This window comes from Zunongwangia sp. HGR-M22, assembly GCF_027594425.1.
In the GTDB taxonomy this organism is placed as follows: domain Bacteria; phylum Bacteroidota; class Bacteroidia; order Flavobacteriales; family Flavobacteriaceae; genus Zunongwangia.
In genome coordinates this window covers 3,810,687-3,829,572 of the sequence record NZ_CP115159.1, presented here as the reverse complement: position 1 = coordinate 3,829,572, position 18,886 = coordinate 3,810,687, and the positions used below count along the sequence as shown (strand labels likewise).

At 35.8% G+C, this 18,886-nt stretch carries 16 protein-coding genes; 7 read left to right on the top strand and 9 right to left on the bottom strand.

Translation table 11 applies throughout. From position 1 onward, the window contains the following. Positions 1 to 105 precede the first annotated feature (105 nt). Complete coding sequence (locus PBT91_RS16600) at positions 106 to 894, top strand: tryptophan-rich sensory protein (RefSeq protein WP_270059575.1); 789 nt, start codon at positions 106 to 108, stop codon at positions 892 to 894. Between the two features lie 536 nt (positions 895 to 1,430). Beyond that, positions 1,431 to 3,221 carry a hypothetical protein gene (locus PBT91_RS16595; RefSeq protein ID WP_270059574.1) on the top strand — a complete coding sequence of 597 codons (1,791 nt, stop codon included), beginning with the start codon at positions 1,431 to 1,433 and terminating at the stop codon, positions 3,219 to 3,221. A 311-nt stretch (positions 3,222 to 3,532) separates the two neighbouring features. Here the strand turns inward: PBT91_RS16595 and PBT91_RS16590 are convergent, their stop codons facing one another. The 3 genes from PBT91_RS16590 to PBT91_RS16580 all read right to left on the bottom strand — a co-directional run bounded on the left by PBT91_RS16590 (position 3,533) and on the right by PBT91_RS16580 (position 6,381). Beyond that, positions 3,533 to 4,891, bottom strand: a complete 1,359-nt coding sequence (locus PBT91_RS16590; protein WP_270059573.1) for a dihydrolipoyl dehydrogenase family protein — start codon at positions 4,889 to 4,891, stop codon at positions 3,533 to 3,535. 214 nt (positions 4,892 to 5,105) lie between these two features. Then, positions 5,106 to 5,882 carry an SDR family NAD(P)-dependent oxidoreductase gene (locus PBT91_RS16585; protein ID WP_270059572.1) on the bottom strand — a complete coding sequence of 259 codons (777 nt, stop codon included), beginning with the start codon at positions 5,880 to 5,882 and terminating at the stop codon, positions 5,106 to 5,108. 100 nt (positions 5,883 to 5,982) lie between these two features. Further along, complete coding sequence (locus tag PBT91_RS16580) at positions 5,983 to 6,381, bottom strand: DoxX family protein (RefSeq protein WP_270059571.1); 399 nt, start codon at positions 6,379 to 6,381, stop codon at positions 5,983 to 5,985. 232 nt (positions 6,382 to 6,613) lie between these two features. On the opposite strand from PBT91_RS16580, the gene mfd reads away from it, so the two are divergent. From mfd to PBT91_RS16565, 3 genes are all read left to right on the top strand, one after another. Further along, positions 6,614 to 9,991, top strand: coding sequence for a transcription-repair coupling factor (gene mfd, locus PBT91_RS16575; RefSeq protein ID WP_270059570.1), 3,378 nt, complete (start codon positions 6,614 to 6,616; stop codon positions 9,989 to 9,991). 382 nt (positions 9,992 to 10,373) lie between these two features. Continuing rightward, positions 10,374 to 10,937, top strand: a complete 564-nt coding sequence (locus PBT91_RS16570) for a Crp/Fnr family transcriptional regulator (RefSeq protein ID WP_270059569.1) — start codon at positions 10,374 to 10,376, stop codon at positions 10,935 to 10,937. A 115-nt stretch (positions 10,938 to 11,052) separates the two neighbouring features. Next, entirely contained in the window at positions 11,053 to 11,442 is a 390-nt protein-coding gene (locus PBT91_RS16565) for a RidA family protein (RefSeq protein ID WP_270059568.1), read from the top strand. Positions 11,443 to 11,514: 72 nt separating this feature from the next. Here the strand turns inward: PBT91_RS16565 and PBT91_RS16560 are convergent, their stop codons facing one another. Both PBT91_RS16560 and PBT91_RS16555 read right to left on the bottom strand, forming a co-directional pair. After that, positions 11,515 to 12,315, bottom strand: a complete 801-nt coding sequence (locus PBT91_RS16560; RefSeq protein ID WP_270059567.1) for an NAD(P)H-binding protein — start codon at positions 12,313 to 12,315, stop codon at positions 11,515 to 11,517. A gap of 151 nt (positions 12,316 to 12,466) precedes the next feature. Beyond that, the gene (locus PBT91_RS16555) at positions 12,467 to 14,779 is read right to left on the bottom strand and encodes a M20/M25/M40 family metallo-hydrolase (protein ID WP_270059566.1); all 2,313 of its coding nucleotides are present in this window, start codon (positions 14,777 to 14,779) and stop codon (positions 12,467 to 12,469) included. 130 nt (positions 14,780 to 14,909) lie between these two features. Here PBT91_RS16555 and PBT91_RS16550 point away from each other — a divergent pair, with 130 nt between their 5' ends. Further along, positions 14,910 to 15,377 carry a CBS domain-containing protein gene (locus tag PBT91_RS16550; protein WP_270059565.1) on the top strand — a complete coding sequence of 156 codons (468 nt, stop codon included), beginning with the start codon at positions 14,910 to 14,912 and terminating at the stop codon, positions 15,375 to 15,377. Here PBT91_RS16550 and PBT91_RS16545 read toward each other — a convergent pair. Both PBT91_RS16545 and PBT91_RS16540 read right to left on the bottom strand, forming a co-directional pair. Further along, a complete protein-coding gene (locus tag PBT91_RS16545; protein WP_270059564.1) occupies positions 15,374 to 15,724 on the bottom strand; it encodes a DUF2116 family Zn-ribbon domain-containing protein in 351 nt (116 codons plus the stop codon). The two genes, PBT91_RS16550 and PBT91_RS16545, sit on opposite strands and share 4 nt — an antisense overlap. Before the next feature lie 331 nt (positions 15,725 to 16,055). Then, on the bottom strand, positions 16,056 to 16,475 hold the full coding sequence (locus tag PBT91_RS16540) for a DUF4174 domain-containing protein (protein ID WP_270059563.1): 420 nt from the start codon (positions 16,473 to 16,475) through the stop codon (positions 16,056 to 16,058). Positions 16,476 to 16,672: 197 nt separating this feature from the next. Between PBT91_RS16540 and PBT91_RS16535 the strand changes: the two genes are divergently transcribed. After that, on the top strand, positions 16,673 to 17,617 hold the full coding sequence (locus tag PBT91_RS16535; RefSeq protein WP_270059562.1) for a C1 family peptidase: 945 nt from the start codon (positions 16,673 to 16,675) through the stop codon (positions 17,615 to 17,617). 34 nt (positions 17,618 to 17,651) lie between these two features. On the opposite strand, the gene PBT91_RS16530 is transcribed toward PBT91_RS16535, so the two are convergent. Together PBT91_RS16530 and PBT91_RS16525 are read right to left on the bottom strand one after the other, a co-directional pair. Beyond that, positions 17,652 to 18,137: a GyrI-like domain-containing protein gene (locus PBT91_RS16530; protein WP_270059561.1), complete on the bottom strand. Its 486-nt coding sequence runs from the start codon at positions 18,135 to 18,137 to the stop codon at positions 17,652 to 17,654. A gap of 160 nt (positions 18,138 to 18,297) precedes the next feature. Further along, positions 18,298 to 18,762, bottom strand: coding sequence for an OsmC family protein (locus PBT91_RS16525; protein WP_270059560.1), 465 nt, complete (start codon positions 18,760 to 18,762; stop codon positions 18,298 to 18,300). Positions 18,763 to 18,886: the final 124 nt, after the last annotated feature.

Genomic DNA, 18,886 nt, shown 5'->3' with positions numbered 1-18,886 from the left:
TTACGTCACCCTGAACTTGTTTTTAGGGTCTCATCCAGTTGAGGTAAAATTGAAGATGAGATTCCAGATAAAGTACGGAAAGACAAAAAAATATCAATACAACCTATGAAACCAAAATTACTTTCAGTGCTCAATTTTATTTCCGTAGTGATCACACTTTTTGTGAGTTATTATACGCAAGCCGTAAAACTCAACGGAAATACGATGGGAAGTCTAAGTCACGAATATTTCAATTTATTCACTCCAGCAGATTATGCTTTTGCGATCTGGGGAATTATTTATTTAGGATTGTTGGCTTTTTCAGGCTATCAAATTTTTCAGGCTTTTGGCCCAAAATCTGACTTAGAATTTCTTCAGCAGACAAAATTTTGGTTCCTGTTAGCGAATCTCGCCAATGCCGCCTGGGTGGTGGTTTGGTTATACGAATCCACGGGCTTATCGATCTTTTTAATGTTACTGATTCTCTTTTCACTTATCAAAATTATTCTCAATACCAATATGGAACGTTGGGACGCGCCCTTAAAAATTATTGCTTTTAGTTGGTGGCCCATTTGCCTGTATTCGGGTTGGATCGCAGTAGCTACCATTGCGAATATTGCAGCTTATCTAGCCAAGATTGGATGGAATGGAGGCATTTTTTCTGAAATACAATGGACGATTATTATGATCGTAATCGCTACAATTTTAAATGTTGTAATGATTTATACTCGAAATATGCGCGAGTTTGCAGCGGTGGGCATTTGGGCGTTATTCGCAATCTATATGCGACATTCTGAAGATCAAACTTTAATCGCCTACGTTGCTCTGGGTGGCGCCATTTTAATAGGAATTAATTGTGCTTATCACGGTTTTATTAATCGAAAGCAAAACCCAATGTATCGAATGATGAAATAGAAGTTAGATTTTAGATCGGCTTCGCCTGTTAGATATTAGAATTTAGATCGCTTCGATTTTAGAATATAGAATCAAGAAAAAAGAGACAGGAATCAAGAGTAAAAAATGTCGAATTTTTTAGCTGTAAACTGTAGACCGTATACTGTAAAATTTTCTGAAAATAGATCGCTTCGTTGTTAGAAAATAGAAAGTGGAACCAAGAAACAAGAGCCAGGAATCAAGAGTGAAAATTTTGAATTTTTAGCTGTAAACTGTAGATCGTATATTGTAAATTTTTCTTAAAAAAACGATTTTCTGTCTGAGAATACCTGATAGACTTTTATTATTTCGTCATCCCGGACTTGATCCGGGATCTCATCACTCTTATGAGATTCTGAAAAAAGTTCAACATAACGATGATAATGATTGAAAATCTGCCAGTCTATTCTCTCAAATCTCAAATATCATATCTCAATTCTAACTACTAAAAAAACCTGATAAATATCATATTTTAAACGGGAGCTGCTTCTCATCTTTGGGGATTAAACTTAAGACGAATGAAAAACGCTATATCCCCACATCAATTTCATATTCCGGTGATGGGCATTGCTTACACCATCGATACGCCGGTAAAAGTGGCGCATTTTGGGATAAATTCTTCCATTTCGATTATCGAAGATCACCTCATCGAAAAAATGCGCGAGTATTATTATAAACTCAACAACGAGACTTTTCAGCCCATAACCAAAAAAGAATCAAATTTTAGAGCTAAGCGAATCACAGATTATCTGAATTTGATTAGCGCGGAAGTAAAAAAGAAAGTAGAAGAGGTGAAAACTGCTGCTTTTTCTGGCACTTCAGAGATTACCAAGTATTTTGAAATGCTTCCTGAAGTTTCAGAACTAAAACAGAAATACCTCAAATTTCTTCAGCTAACCGATCCTTCAGAAAAAGAAAACCTGGAAACCGAGTTGAGAAAAGAAGTAAAACCCGGTGCGATTGAAGTCAATATTATGACGAAAATCGATAGCGACCAAATTGACGAAAATAAAGAAGTTATCGAAAACGGATCGGATGCTTTGCAGGCTTTAAAAGGTTATGCCGAAAGCAATTTGGAAAATTCAACGCTAGTTTTTTCGGCCGGGATGAACCCCAGATTGTTTAATTATTTATCTTCTTTTAAAACCTTCAGTCCAGATAAAAACGGAAATTTCCAGAAAGCCATCGCTATAAAAGTCAGCGATTACCGTTCCGCTTTAATTCAGGGAAAATACCTCGCCAAACGTGGAATCTGGGTTAGTGAATTCAGGATTGAATCGGGCTTAAACTGTGGCGGACACGCTTTCGCGACCGATGGTTTTTTGATGGGGCCGATAATGGAAGAATTTAAACAGAAAAAAGACGAATTACAGTCAGAACTATCCGCACTTTACCGAAGTGCTGTTGCTGAAGAAGCTGAAATTTCAGCATTGCCCGAAATAAAAATCACCGTTCAGGGCGGGATTGGTACGTTTGAAGAAGACACCTTATTAAAAGATTATTTTCAGGCCGATGCGACCGGATGGGGATCGCCATTTTTACTGTGTCCGGAAGCGACGAATGTAGATGAAGAAACCCTCGAAAAACTTCAAAAATCGAAAGAAAAAGACATTGTTTTAAGCCATAGTTCGCCGTTGGGCGTTCGGTTTAATTATCTGAAGGGAGCCAGCGGAGAGGATTTCCGAAGAAAAAATCTTTTGCGTAATAAACCCGGTAGTTCTTGTCCCGAGAAATTATTAGAATCGAATACCGAATTTACCGAAAAACCTATTTGTACCGCTTCTCATAAATATCAAAAGCTGAAAATGAAACAAATTCAGCATTCCGATTTGTCTAATGAAGAAAAGGCGAAGGAAGCCGATAAGTTGTTTCAAAAAGAATGTTTGTGTACCGGTTTATGTAATAGTGTAGCGAAGAATTACGATTTTCAGTTTGTAAAGAAAATGGATTTTGTGACCGTTTGTCCCGGGCCAAATTTGGCATATTTCAATGGTGAATATTCACTTCAGGAACTAACAGATCATATTTATGGGCGTAAAAATGTACTCAGCGGTTATCGCCCGCATATGTTTATGAAGGAGTTAAAGTTGTACATTGATTATCTAGCCGAATTAAAAGAGAACACCGATTTTTCAAATAAAAGAGAGGCTAAAAAATTTGATAAATTTGGCCAGAACCTGAACGAAGGAATTCAATATTATAAGAATTTATATGGTGAAAAAGTGATAAAAGAAGACGAGTTTTTAAATGATCTCTTAGTTTGCGAAAGTCAGATTTTAGAAATAACGCATCAATCGGAAGTGGCTTAACTAGATAGATCACTAGGCTGTTAGACGTGAGATTTTAGATCGGCTTTGCCTTTTAGAACACAGAAAACAGAATCAAGACACAAGAGCCAAGACTCAGGATCGAAATGTTGAATTTTAAATGCTGAAAGCTGACTTTTTTTGAAAATAGGTTGGCTATCGCTTTTATAAAGTATAATAGACGTCATTCTGAACTTGATTCAGAATCTCATTGTAGTGATGAGATCCCGGATCAAGTCTGGGATGACGAATTTAAAAAAAATCTAAAAGCGCAGTGGTCTAAATTCTAATAGCGAAGTGCTCTAACATCTTTATTAAGTCATTCCCTTAATATCATTGCTCCAGGTTGGGTAGGCAAAGATCATTGCTTTTAGATCTTTACAAGAAAGACCGCCACACATTGCCATCACAAACATATTAATCATTTCCCCGGCATCGGGACCCACCAGATGAGCACCAAGAACCTGTTCGGTTTTTTTGTCTTTGATCACTTTAAAAGCGTAATGCTGGTTTGCAATTCGTTTAGAATTGAACCAACTGGGAACCGATTTATGCTTAATGACAAAATCATAACCCTGATCTTTCACCTGTTGTTCTGAAAGTCCTACGGAAGCCACATTAGGCAAGGTGAAGACCACAGAAGGTTGTGGTGGATAATGCGCTTCGGTTTTGTTATATTTTCCTAATAGATTTGCTGAAACCACGCGCGATTCCTGAGAAGAGAGCGGAGTAAGTGGTAATCCTTCGCTATCAGAAACATCTCCACAGGCATACACATCTTTATTTGAAGTGTTCTGTAAATGTTCATTGACAGAAATTCCTTTATTGGTGAAAGCGACATTTCCTTTTTCTAAATCTAATTCATCTATGGATGGAACTCGCCCGGCGGTATTAAAAACAACTTCTGCCTTTGCTGTAATTTCTTCTCCATCTTTAGTTTCTGCAGTTACGCGAAGATATTTTCGCAGCTTTTCAACCTTTGAGGCTTTCGCATTGAAGATGAATTTAATTCCGATTTTCTCGGAAGCTTCAGTAAGATAAGCCACCATATCTTCATCAAAATTAGAAAGCGGTCTTGATTCTGTATCGATCATTGTAACTTCAACGCCAAGGCGTGCGGCGATATGCGCAAATTCCATCCCGATGTAACCGGCACCGATAAAAATCATTGATTCTGGCAGTTTTTCTAACTCTAGAAAGTCTTCACTGTGCAATAATAGTTCTTGCCCCGGAATAGGTAAAGGCATTGGTTTATTACCTGTAGCAATAACGATTTTTTTCGCTTTTACCGTTTTCCCTTCTACTGAAAGTGTATTTTCATCTAAAAATTTTGGCGACTGATGATACATTTTAATATCAAGTTCAGCTAAATCTTTTTCGGTTGCTGCGGGAATCGCTTCGGTAAATTTAAGCTTGAATTTTTGGAGATCCTGCCAGTTCACTTCCGGCATTTTTGAAATTCCAAGACCCATCATATTTTGAGAACGCTCGATAATTTCAGTAATACCAACCAAAACTTTTTTAGGATCGCAACCGCGATTGGGACAGGTGCCACCATATTCCCGATTATCGGCAATGGCGACTTTCCATCCCGCTTCAGCGCAATCTTTAGCCACGCCTTTTCCTGCCGTACCGGTTCCGATGACAAAAACATCAAATTCTTCTATTCCCATATTTTATTTTTTAGATATTAGATCGCTTCGCTATTAGAATTTAGACAATTTGATAATGTGTTAATGTGCTAATTTGAAAATGAACTAAATATTTAATTCTATTTTCAAATTTAGAAACAGTCAAATGCCGTTTTAAAAATTGTCTTAGTTCCTGATTCAATTATTCTCTCGTCTATTTTCTAGATTCTAATCTTTCAATTCTAACTACTCACTACTATATATACTTCACAACTCCGCCTTCAACTTTTAATTTTGCGCCGTTGGTAGCCGAGGAAAGCGGACTCGCAACGTAAGCGACCATATTAGCCACTTCCTGTGGATCGGCAAAGCGTTTTAAGATCGATGTTGGCCGATCGTTTTCGAAGAATTCTTTCTGAAAATCTTCAAAAGATTGATCTTCCGGAACGTCTTTTTCTAAGCCTTCTGTTCGTGTGGGACCGGGTAAAACGCTGTTTACGGTTACTCCTGTTCCGGTAGTCATTTCAGCTAAACCTCTAGAAATTGCCAGCATTGCTGTTTTTGTCATTCCGTAGTGAACCATTTCCACGGGGATACTTAAAGCACTTTCACTAGAAATAAAGATGATCCTTCCCCATCCATTTTCCATCATTTTTGGCATTAAAGCCCGTGATAGTCTTACGCCACTCATTACGTTGATGTCGTAAAACTGCTGCCAGTCTTCATCTGTTGTGTCAAAAAACTCTTTATTGGCGAAAATTCCAACATTATTGATTAGAACATCTACACTGCCAAGTTGTGTGACTAGTGCATCTATTTCTTCAGTTTTGCTAAAATCACAGGCAATTCCGCTTATTTTTTTACTATCTGTTTCTTTTCTAAGTTTTTCTAAAGAAGCATTTACTGAATCCTGTGAACTCCCGTTAATAATAACTTCAGCACCTTCTAGAGCAATGGTTTTTGCCGCAGTATATCCAATACCTTTGGTTGATCCTGAAATAAATACTTTTTTGTCTTTTAATTGATAATCCATTTTTTCTTTCTCTTTTTTGTTTGATCGCTTTGTTTTAGTAGTAAGAATTGAGATAATTAATTAGTCTAATATATTCGAACATCTCAATACTCAATTCTAACTACTCACTACTACTTTTCTTCACCGCCCAAACTTCATATTTCAGATTTTTTATAAGAAAAAAGATAAATAGCGCGTACAACATTTGTGTTCCTATCGCACTCCAATCTTCTTTAAATGCACAGCCTGTGATGAGCATGATTATAAAAATGGCCGTTGCTGTTAGGCTTTTTTTGCTGGCAATTCCAAAAATGATAAGCACACCTAAGATTACTTCAATAAATGGTATTGCGTAAGCAATCATTTCAACTAAAGCCAAGGGAAGCATTGTGCCTTTGAAACCCTGTGTGAGTCCATTGGCAAAAGCTTCCAATTTAGGTATTCTTACAAAACCGTGTAGGAAAAAATTAATTCCCAAAGTGATTCTGGCCATTAGAAAAGCAAGCTGGTGGTTAGACATTATAATTTTTTTTGAAATTACATTCTTTGTGACGGAATCGCTGTTATGAAAATTGTAAAATATTTATTTAGAATAGAGTCGATAATAATTTAGGATTCATATCTTTTTGTTATAAACCGCGATAAGGTGTATTTTTTGTTTTCTATTCTCGTATCTCATTTCTAATTAAAATCAATGTTAAAAAATTCATAGTCAGTTGTGAAGCTTTCCTACAGCAATTATCTTTGCAGCAATGAGTACATCTACCATCGCCCAAAGTTTTGCACAATCCCCGCAACAGCAGGAATTGCGGGACGCTATTGCCGTTTCTGAAAAAAATACCGATAAAATTCATCTAAAAGGTCTTGTAGGCTCCGCACTTTCTTTTGTGGTGGCCAATGCTTTTAAAGAAGCTCAACGTCCTTTTTTATTGATTTTAAATGATAAAGAAGAAGCGGCATATCACTTAAATGATTTAGAACAGTTAATTGGAGAAGACAAGGTGTTGTTCTATCCGGGCAGCTACCGCAGGCCATATCAGATTGAAGAAACCGATAATGCCAATGTGCTTTTACGTGCCGAGGTTTTAAACCGAATTAATTCGCGTAAAAAACCGGCGGTGATCGTTACTTATCCCGATGCACTTTTTGAAAAAGTCGTTACTCGAAAAGAGCTTGATAGAAGTACGCTGAAAATTAAAATAAACGATGAGCTTTCGATCGATTTTGTCAATGAAGTCTTATTTGAATACAAATTCAAGCGAGTAGATTTCGTAACCGAACCAGGCGAATTTTCAGTACGTGGTGGGATTATTGATGTATTTTCGTTTAGTAATGACGAGCCGTACCGAATCGAATTTTTTGGGGATGAAGTCGATAGCATTCGGAGTTTCGATGTAGAATCACAGCTTTCTACCGATAAGGTAAATAAGATTTCGATAATGCCGAATGTCGAGCATAAAAAGCTCGATGAGGTAAGAGAAAGCTTCTTAAAATATATTGCTGAAGACACCTTGATTTTCGTAAAAAATCTCGATCTTTTTTCAGCACAAATGGACAAACTTTTTGAGAAAGCTGAAGAGGCATTTCAGAAAATTTCAGGAGAAATTAAACAAAGTGAACCCCAGGAACTTTTTTGTACTTCAGAATTAATAAATAAACAATTATTAGGGTTTTCGGTAGCAGAATTAAGCAATCAGGCCTATCTAAAACCGAAGAAGGAGATCGTGTTTTATGTGACTCCGCAGCCATCTTTCAATAAACAGTTCGATTTATTGATCAATAATCTAATCGAAAACCAGGAAAAAGGATATACCAATTATATTTTCTGCGGAAGCGAACAGCAGGCGAAGCGTTTCCACGATATATTTAAAGATCAGGAGAAAGAGGTAAAATACAAGACGGTAGTACTTTCTTTATTTCAAGGATTTATAGATGAGCAGTCAAAGAATGTTTGTTATACCGATCATCAAATTTTTGAGCGTTACCATAAATTCAGCTTAAAAAACGGCTATGCGAAAAAGCAAGCGATAACGCTGAAAGAATTGACTAATCTTACCGTTGGCGATTATGTAACACATATTGATCACGGAATTGGAAAGTTTGGGGGACTACAAAAAATAGATGTTGAAGGTAAAAAACAGGAAGCGATAAAACTGATTTATGGTGAGCGCGATATTCTGTATTTGAGTATTCACTCGCTACATAAAATTTCAAAATACAACGGAAAAGACGGGAAAGAGCCTAAAATTTTTAAACTGGGTAGTAATGCCTGGAAAAACCTGAAGAAAAAGACCAAAGCTCGTGTTAAACACATTGCTTATAATTTAATTGAATTATATGCTAAACGCCGTTTGCAGAAAGGTTTTGCTTACGGTCCCGATTCGTATTTGCAACACGAGCTGGAAGCTTCTTTTTTATATGAAGATACGCCAGACCAAAGTACGGCCACCGAAGCAGTGAAAAAAGATATGGAAAACGAACGCCCAATGGACCGATTGGTTTGTGGAGACGTTGGTTTTGGGAAGACAGAAGTTGCCATTCGTGCGGCTTTTAAAGCGGTAGATAATGGCAAACAGGTTGCAGTTTTAGTGCCCACAACGATTTTAGCGTTTCAGCATCATCAAACTTTTTCAGAACGTTTAAAAGATTTACCGGTAACGGTTGATTATTTAAACAGATTTAGAACCGCCAAAGAACGTCGCGAAACCCTTGCCGATCTTGAAAAAGGAACGGTAGATATTATTATCGGGACGCATCAATTAGTGAACAAGTCGGTTAAATTTAAAGATCTTGGATTACTGATTGTTGATGAAGAGCAGAAATTTGGTGTATCGGTAAAAGATAAGCTGAAAACGATTAAAGAAAATGTAGATACCTTAACGCTTACAGCAACGCCAATTCCGCGTACGCTTCAGTTTAGCTTGATGGCAGCAAGAGATTTATCGACTATTACTACTCCGCCACCCAACCGTTACCCGATCGAATCGAATGTGATCCGTTTTTCCGAAGAAACTATTCGAGATGCGGTTTTATATGAAATTCAGCGCAGCGGACAGGTATTTTTTATTCATAATCGAATAGAAAATATTAAGGAAGTTGCCGGGATGATTCAGCGTTTAGTGCCCGATGCGAAAGTAGGCATTGGCCACGGACAAATGGAAGGGAAGAAGCTGGAGAAGTTAATGCTGAGTTTTATTAATGGCGAATTTGATGTGCTGGTGTCGACTACAATTATTGAAAGTGGATTGGATGTGACCAACGCGAATACGATTTTTATTAATAATGCGAATAATTTCGGACTGTCTGATTTGCACCAAATGCGGGGTCGCGTAGGACGAAGCAATAAAAAAGCCTTTTGTTATTTTATAACGCCACCATATTCTGCAATGACTGAAGAAGCGCGTAAACGAATGACGGCTTTAGAGCAATTTTCTGAATTGGGAAGCGGATTCAATATTGCAATGAAAGATTTAGAAATTCGTGGTGCCGGAGATTTATTGGGTGGTGAACAAAGTGGATTTATTAACGAAATTGGTTTTGATACCTATCAGAAAATTCTTGCGGAAGCGATTGATGAACTGAAGGAAAATGAATTTAAAGATCTTTACGATGAAGAGGATATTGAAGATAAGGACTTTGTAAAAGATACCCAGATCGATACTGATTTTGAAATTCTGTTTCCGGACGATTACATCAATAACATTGCAGAACGCCTGAATTTATATACAAAGCTAAACGAATTAAAAACCGAAGAAGAATTAGAAAAATTTGAAGCAGAATTGGTCGATCGTTTTGGAGAATTACCGGTATCTGCGGTAGATTTACTGAATAGTGTCCGCATCAAATGGATCGCTTCTAAAATTGGTTTAGAACGCATTATTATGAAACAAAATAAATTGATAGGCTATTTTATTGCCGATCAGCAATCACGTTTCTATCAAACCGCTAATTTCACTAAAGTTTTACAATACGTACAGTCGCATCCTCAGGCTTGTAAGATGAAAGAGAAGAAAACCCGAAACGGTTTACGATTGTTACTGACTTTCGATAAAATTAATTCTATTTATAAAGCCTTGAAAGCTTTACAGCCTTTAGATTTTAGAAAGAAGAAGGAGGAAGTGGAGGCTTAGGATGATTTATTTATTATTCGCTTTTTGTCAACTAAACATTTGAATATCCGTTATGCTTCATAATAAATTACCGTCACCCTGAACTCGATTCAGGGTCTCATCCTAAATATTTTAATATCAATTTAGTATGAGATTCCGGATCAAGTCCGGAATGACGAAACTACCCATTTCAATTCTTAAATGTCAAATTCAGGGTGACGGAAATACAAGAATCACGATAAAGCGGACTTACAATATAATTAAAGCTGAAAAAGATTTAAACCTCATTATCCAGAGAATTATCTTGGAAGCTAAGTTTTTTTAATTGAAGGAGAATGAATTTGATGATTCGATTTACAGTCTGAGCATATTTTAAGATTAATAAAAAAGTCTAGTCTAGAAAATGAAAGAAAAACTAAGAAGACATATTGAAGAAAATATTTCGCTTAGTGATGAAGAATCTAGGCTAATAGCATCGTATTTTTCATTTGAAGAATATAAAAAGAAAGATCTCCTTATTCGGCAAGGAGAATATGTTCAGGATTGCTATTTTATAGTTTCCGGACTTTTAAAATTGATCTATCAGGATGAAAGCGGGAAGGAGCATATTGTTTCTTTTGCGATGGAAAACTGGTGGGAAAGTGATTTTTCAGCTTACTTCACAAAATCCAAAGCAAAAATGTCCTTGCAGTGCCTTGAAGATACCAAGGTGTACGCGCTTAGTTTGGAGAACTATCAAAAACTGATCGCTAAAATGCCCAAAATGGCTTATTTTTTTCTTGAAAAATCAAACTCTGGGAATACTGCGGCACAAAATCGAATTATCTCACTGCTTACCTTAGACGCTCAGGAAAAATATCAGCAATTATTTGAACAGAATCCATCCTTATTTCAGCGTGTTCCTAAAAGACTTTTAGCTTCTTATTTAGGCGTTTCCAGAGAAACCTTAAGTAGACTTCAGCATTAAATTTTTTTCCTCATTTTTTATAATCGTGATCTATATCACACAAAGGTAAAAGTGTTCCTTAGATCTTTGCTGCCATAATAATAACGGCTGCAAATGCAGCGATAATTAGAATGAAATGGAAAAATGTATTATTAATCCTTGGAAATGGCAGGATGCCCGAAATTATGTGCAAGCAACAGAAGTAAAGAACGTAGCGAGTACACTCTACGTTTCAGGACAAACTGCGATAGATGCCAACGGTGTTTCGAGTAAAGAAGGTATGAGAAGTCAGATGAATCAGGCTTTAGATAATTTGGAAAAAGTTATTGAGGAAGCTGATTATAAATGCAAAGATATCGTTCGATTAAATATTTACACGACTTCATCAGAAGAATTATTTAATAATTTTGATGTTTTTCAGAACTGGATTATTAAACATGGTATCAAGCAAACCTCAACAGTACTTGAGGTGCAAGTTCTTTTTGAAACCTTAAAAGTCGAATTTGAAGCTACTGTAGTTAAATAATGGTAGTAAAATCAAACCTCACAGGTTTTTAAAACCTGTGAGGTTTTTTTATAACTTCTCAATGCTCACATCTCAAATCTCATGTTCAAACTCAAATCCAATCTTTTCTAAATTTACAGAAGAGATTATTTTCCCTTTAGAAGATTGATTTTGGTCATATTCAGGAGCTTTTATATTTCTGGATTTCGCTTCTTTGGTGTAATAGTCCGCTTTTTTAGGATGTTCTGGATAAGCTGCGTTAAAAACAGTTCCAAATTCATCATTTTTGATAATTTGTGAAATTAAAGCAATACAATCGTCACGTTGAATAAGATTTGCGGGAGCATCTCCATTTTTAACTCCGCTTCTTCCAGAGAGCATGGTTACCGGATGGCGATCTTTGCTAATTAATCCTCCAAATCTTATCACACTGGTTGAAAAATTTTGATTATTACACAAAGCATGTTCGCAGTCAATTAGTTGTTTTGCGGCTTTGGATGTTCCATTGGTTTTGGATTCTTCCGTATATTCAGGGAAATTTTCTTGATCTTCAAAAACACTTGTAGAACTTACAAAGATCACTTTTTGGATACCTGAATATTCAATATTTGAAATAATATTGGTGATTTTAGAAGTGAAGTTAATTTCAGGATTTTTTCGCAATCCAGGCGGAATATCTATTAGAAGAATTTCAGATCCCGATAAAAAAGATTGAATATCACCCTGCACACCGTTTTCATAAAGCTCGAGATGATAAGGCGTAATCCCGGCATCAGATAATTTCTTCATTTTTACTTGAGTGGTGGTCGATCCTTTTAAAGAATAACCATCTTCTACTAATTTTTTTGCCAGTGGAAGACCTAACCAACCACATCCTAATATTGAAATTTGCATAATTTTATTTTTAGATTAGAGACCGCTTCGCTGTTAGATAATAGAAAAAAGACTATTTACCATATGTCTATATTATTTAACTTTCTTAAACATCTTGTCTCTTGTCTCTTGTCTCTTGTCTCTTGTCTCTTGTCTCCTGTCTCAATTCTAACTACTCCAAAACAATTCTCTTTTTATAAATCACCGCATCATTTAGCACAAAAGGTTTTGGGATCATGTTTTCAGAACGTTTTGGTACATTTAGTTTCGTATTTTCCAAAAGATCGTAGCTAGATTCGTATAAAATGAATTCGGCCGATTTCGATTTGTCTAAACTAAAATTCATTCTAAGCGTATCTTTGCTCGAAATATAATAGCTCAGCAATCGGTTTCTCCATCTGCGTGTAAACATATTGAATTCTTCTTCACCAAGTTTTACATTTTCAGGAGTATGTCCATTAACTTCAAATTCATTGAAATCAGTTAAATTTTCCGTATAAATTTCTAAGCGTTTTGCATCTCGATTTGGCGCTATTTTTAATGAATATTGAAATTCGTTAGTTGTGCTATCTGTTTTCTGAAGTACAATTCCCGGTGCTTGAATATCGATCTTTGGCGCATCGCTTCTCCAGGTAAAGCCAGAATTATATTTGCTGCTGAATTTCGCTTCAATATTGGTTAAACTTACCGGTTCTTTACCAAAATACTGCGTGGTCCATTCATCAGGCATCGCGTCGTAAGAAAACCAGTTGGCTTTATCTTCATCGGCATCAAATAAATAGACCAAACTATTGGGCTTAGGTTTTTCTGAAGTAAATTCTGAAGTAAAATGAGCATAGAACATAGCTATATTGAAGCCAATAAACACCAATACGGCAAGTAGATCTTTTTTACTGAAATAGCCAAAAACCGGTAAAAATAGACTGAATAGTAAAATACTTAAAATACTTGCCAAAAAGAGCATTTTTAGACCCAGAGCCACCGGAAACATTTGAATGAACGGAAATAAAATAAATAATGCAGGTAAGCTTAAAACAGTATTTAAAATAAGGTTGGGTTGTTTTAAGCGGATCATCAAAAACAATTGTATGATTCCAAAATAAGCCGGAATTATAAAGTAAGCAGCGCCTTTTAAACCAAAAGCGAGTAAAGCACAAATGAGAATCCAGAAAAACAAAGGAGCGACAAATTGTGAAGCTGTTTTATCTTCAGTATAAAATTTATGATAAACAAAAAACACAACAGTAAGACTCAAAAGAACGGCTGCAGTGATATAGCTGTAACCATTGTAAGTAAAGCCATGGAGCATTTCTGAATATTCAGGATAGATATAAAGACAGAATTTCCAAAGTCCAAATACTAAAAGTCCGCCTAAAATTAAGCTTAAAAAATATGGTACAAAACCTTTAAATATCGCCTTAACGCTTAGCTGCTTTTTAAATAATCCGAATACGACCACAGCGAAAAATAATACCAAAGCCACGATGAGCATTGGGATAATCCAGGCAAAAGGATAAGTGATAAATTGGCCAAATGGTAGATTGAAATATAATAGATCTTGATCTGAAGTTAATTTATCGAGATCTATATCCTGAAAATAATAGAGTAGAGGCATTAGATAATCGCCCTGGTGTGCCAGCGTTTCAAGATCTAAGTTTTTTGGAACGTCATTGGCGGTATGATAATCGAAATGATCCCCAATAAATGCAAAATTGAAACCGTTGATATTTCCAAATTCTCTAAGAATCGTAAGATCTGTATCGTTTGGTAAAAGTTTGTAAACGCTATAAGCAAGCGAATTTGTAGTAGGAAACGGTACTTTAGCATCCTTAAATGCATTGATGAGCTCTGCGTTCCCGGCATTGGTTTCTAATAGCATAAATGAGCTGCCACCGCTACCACGTGCTTCAAAATTTAAAGCAAGTTTAGCGTCTTTCGCCCAGGGGTGTTCTTTGATAAACAGCTCGGCTCCCATAAGTCCGATTTCTTCAGCATCTGTAAATAAGATGATAATATCGTTTTTAGGAGAATTTCCTTCAGCAATAAAAGCTCGAATGCCCTCTAGGATTGTTGCGACGCCGCTGCCGGCATCACTAGCACCGTGCGAAGAATGTGGCTGGCTGTCGTAATGCGTCATTAAAACTAGTGCATTACCATTTCCGCTACCTTCAATTCGGGTTAAAATGTTTTGTGGTCGGCTAAGAACAGCATTTTCATTTAATACAAAATCTTCTTGTGTTTGTACTTCTAAGCCTAGGTTTTGAAGTTCGTTAACGATATAATTTCTTACAGAACTATGTGCAGCACTTCCTAAATAATGAGCAGATTCCCCAATTTTTTCTACGTGCTGGAATGCTCGATTAACAGAAAATTTATTCTCTGGGACATCTTCTGGAATGCTTGATGGTTTAAGGCTGTGATCACTTAACCAACAGCAAAAACTTATAAGGAGTAAGGCAATTAAAGCTTGGAGATTTTTAGACATTAATAGGCATTTAATTTCAGAAAAAATAAAGATACTATACTTCTAAAAATTAACCCGATAATTTGTAATACTTTAAAAATATATCAAAATTTATTATATTTAAGTAATTAGTAATCAAAATTTTACAATTATGGGAATTAAAAGTTTTCAGGGAAAGCGCGCTGCACCGGTAAAAATAGAGAGTGCGCCGATTATGGTAGGGGATTATATGACTACCACTTTAATCACATTTAAAAAAGAACAATATGTAGCAGAAGTAATGGAAGCATTGCTTAAAAACAAAATTTCTGGTGCACCGGTGGTTAACGATCGATATGAGCTAATTGGAATAATTTCAGACGCAGATTGTATGAAACAAATTTCAGAAAGCCGCTATTTCAATATGCCGATTGGCGATATGACGATAGAAAATTATATGAGCACCGATGTTGCAGTAATTGATAAAAACATAAGTATTTTTGATTGTGCGCAGCTCTTCTTCAATAATAGCTACAGAAGATTTCCGGTAGTAGAAAACGGAAAATTAATTGGAATGATTAGTAGAAAAGATGTGCTTTGTGCAGCTTTAAAATTAAGAGCACAAAATTGGCATTGCTAATTTCGTTTAACCAGTGCATAATACTCTTCGTTATCTAAAGGTAAAAACCCCTGATTGTATATAAAAAAATACGTTTTCCCCGCCTGGGTAGTATATATGCTGGTGAAATACTGAAAATTGAAACCTTCAGCCAGCAATTTTGTTTTGCTGGTTTTTGTTTTTTCTTCCGGGTTCAGTTTCTCTAAAATCCTATAATTTTTGCGTAAAATATTATTGATATTGCGCATCAGGTTTTTACTATCCTTATTTAGTTTGTTGTGATATGAATTTCTGCAATAATCACTACAGAATTTTTTATCTACTCTACCTATAAGTTTTTCACCACATTCTAGACAATGCTTATCCATGTTTTACGACATTGAATATTAATAATTTAAATGGCCTTCGCGATTTAAGTACAGTTGGGGTAGCTTGTTCCTGAAGTTGCTATAATCAATTATTCTCTTTCTAACGAGCTCATCCCGGGGAAGGAAGAATGGTTAATTCGTTTAAAGTAAAAACAGCTTGATTTAAAAGCTATCAGAATAAATTTATCATTTCGAAAAATTTTTATGCTCCAAATTCTTAAATTTTAAAAGATAAGTTTTTGGATATGATCAAATTACGTAAAAAAAACTTATAAAAAAATACTCCTGCAAGGAGTATTTTAAATTTAGTGCGATGAATAGTTGTTTGTACTCAGTTCATCTCTGCTTTTCTCATGGGCATATTATCTATCTTTTCGAATATTTCTTCAGCCGGCGTAAATTCCTCTTTTCTCATTTTAGTGCCACCATCCAGGCCAATTAAAATAATTTCAAAAGATTTATCAGATTTCTTGAATTTTTCATAAAAATTATCACCTTCTTTCCAATCTGGGTTATCGCTAATTCCGGTAGCATAATGTTTTGGTGTTACTTGGTAGACAATAATCTTTCGGTCTTCTAAAGCTGCTTCCCTGTTTTTCAACTCACCCAATTGTTGTTTAAAATCGGTATCTTCTTTAGAATCGGTTAGTATTAAAATTAATCTATTTTTCCATTGATGCTCAGTTTTATCCTGTGCATTCATATTTCCTAGTGCCATAAAGCTAAATATTGCGATTAAAACTTTTTTCATATCTCAATTTAGAACAGATATTTTACAGTAACTTTTAATTACTTGTTAAAGAGTGCTTTATTTAACTATTTTTAAAATTGTAGTTTCAGGAATTTAATTTTATTTAACCCTGCGAAGTTTTCTTCGAAAATTTCTGACGAACTAAAAATGGTTTAAAATTTGAGGTATTTGAAAAATTAGGTCTTGAAACTTATAAGATGAAAAAACTACAACTTTTATTGTTTGCCATTCCCTTTACTTTTCTTTCCTGTTACCAGGATATGGATGATAATTTAGAAAGGCAGGAAGAGATTACAGATCCCATAGATGATAATCAATTTATTACTGAAGATGGCGAGGTTTTTTCCACTGGTTTAGAATGTACGGGAACCGGCGACTATACTGCCACAGGTACAATTTTAGAAAATCTTGAAATTCCGGAAGATGTTCCTGAAGAATATGATCTGTCTGAAATGCTTCCGCCGGTAGGCGATCAGGGGCAGTTAGGCTCGTGTTCTTCATGGGCAGTAAGTTATTATTTAAAATCTTTTCAGGAGTTTTTAGAAAATGGGGAAGCTTATTCCGCAGCAACAATATTTAGTCCGTCATTTACCTATAATCAATTAACAATGGGAGAATGTGGTGGCACCAGCATTGCGGCAACTTTAGATCTTGTACAACAGCAGGGAGTTTGTTCTTTAGCCTCCTTTCCTTACGATGATAGTGGTTGTGCAGCGCAGCCGGGTGAAGCACAATTCGCTGAAGCCTTAGAAGCACAAATTTCAGAATTTAAAAGTTTAAGTGGCGAGAATATGATTGCCGAAATGAAAACTTTACTTACAATGCAACAACCCATTGTGATTGGCGCGTACCTTTCTTCAGAATTTGGAAAAACAGATAATTTTGGCCTTGCAGCATATCGTGAACATGTGGTAGATTATGATACCGGCGATTGCCACGCGATGCTGGTTGTAGGTTATTCAGATGAATATAATGCTTTTAAAGTAGTGAATTCTTGGGGAGAAAGCTGGGGCTCAGATGGTTTTGTTTGGATCGATTATGCGGCTTTCGAAAATGTGAGTGATCAAAGCGCTAATTTTAGAGTGATTAATAACGCCTATATTGCTTACGATGCTACAACCGAAGTTGACCCTGTATTTTAAACTTTTTTATAACTGAAATAATTTAAACTGAAATTTATTGAATTGGGATCCATATTTCTTCTTCGGAAGTTGGATCGTTGTTCTTATACTTTTCTCCCATAATCGCAAGATGCGGCCTGCTGTCCAGCCTGAATTTTGAAGTTGGTAACCATTGCTGAAAAATACGCTGATAAAATTGCGGGGCTTCACTACTGCTTCCTTTGTAATTAAAAATCGCATATTTTCCTGCTGGGATTTTTAAAATTTCAAGTGCTGAAGGAATTTTTTCCAGGTCTTCATTTTTAATCGCAGCCCATTTTCTAAAGTTTGCGGTAGGATTAAAATTCGAAAAAAATGAAAGATCTTTATAGACTTCAACCGAAAATAAATCAATCTGCTTTTTGCCGAAATTCGCTATTTTTAAAGGAATAAATTCTTGCCAAAGCTTAGCGGTTTTGTTTTCAGCAAAAGACATTTCCGTAGAAATTCCGATTAGAGAAAATCCTTCTGTTTTATAAATTTTTGGGTTTAATACTTTCATTAGAAAATAGTTACTGCTTAAGCGCTTGCAGCGGCAGATTTTAAACGATTATTAATCCCTCATTGAGGGTTTAATTCCTCGATGCTTGCCCTAAAATTATAAAAAAGTTTTTTCAATTCGTACCTATTGGGCTTGCCCAGAAATCATTGATTTTCCATAATTAAAAATGATAAGTTGCTGCATGCCGAATTGGAAAGTTACATGAATTTGCGATAAAACAGAATTTATTGGCTTCGTTATGTAAATTTTCGGCTTTTTCTAGCATTGTTTTATTGGCCAGCGTTATTTTTGGGTAAAGCGTAACTTCAGTAAATTTTCCACTACCATCTTTGTTTTCGATCATTTTTCCGATTGGCCGATCCTGATATTCTAAAACTATGATTTTATTGGAAGCACACAAATGAAGATACCAAAGCATATGGCATGAAGCGATCGAAGCGAGTAGAAGTTCTTCAGGATTATAGAGTTCAGGATTTCCTAAAAAAGCAGGATCTGCCGAAGCTTGTATTAAAGCTTTACCTTCAGCTTTAATGGTATATTCTCTTTCGTAATCTTTATAAGTTTTGGTGCCAATACCCTTATTGCCCGTCCAGTTGAGGTTGAGGGTGTAGTTATGGGTTTTCATTTTAGGAATGATTTGGATGCTTAGTTCGCAGCCTGTCTAGGTTTGTAATATTTAAAATTCTTGCTATTTCAGGACTTGATCCCAAATCTCAAACCCATCTATAAAAATGTACTTTCAGGATGAG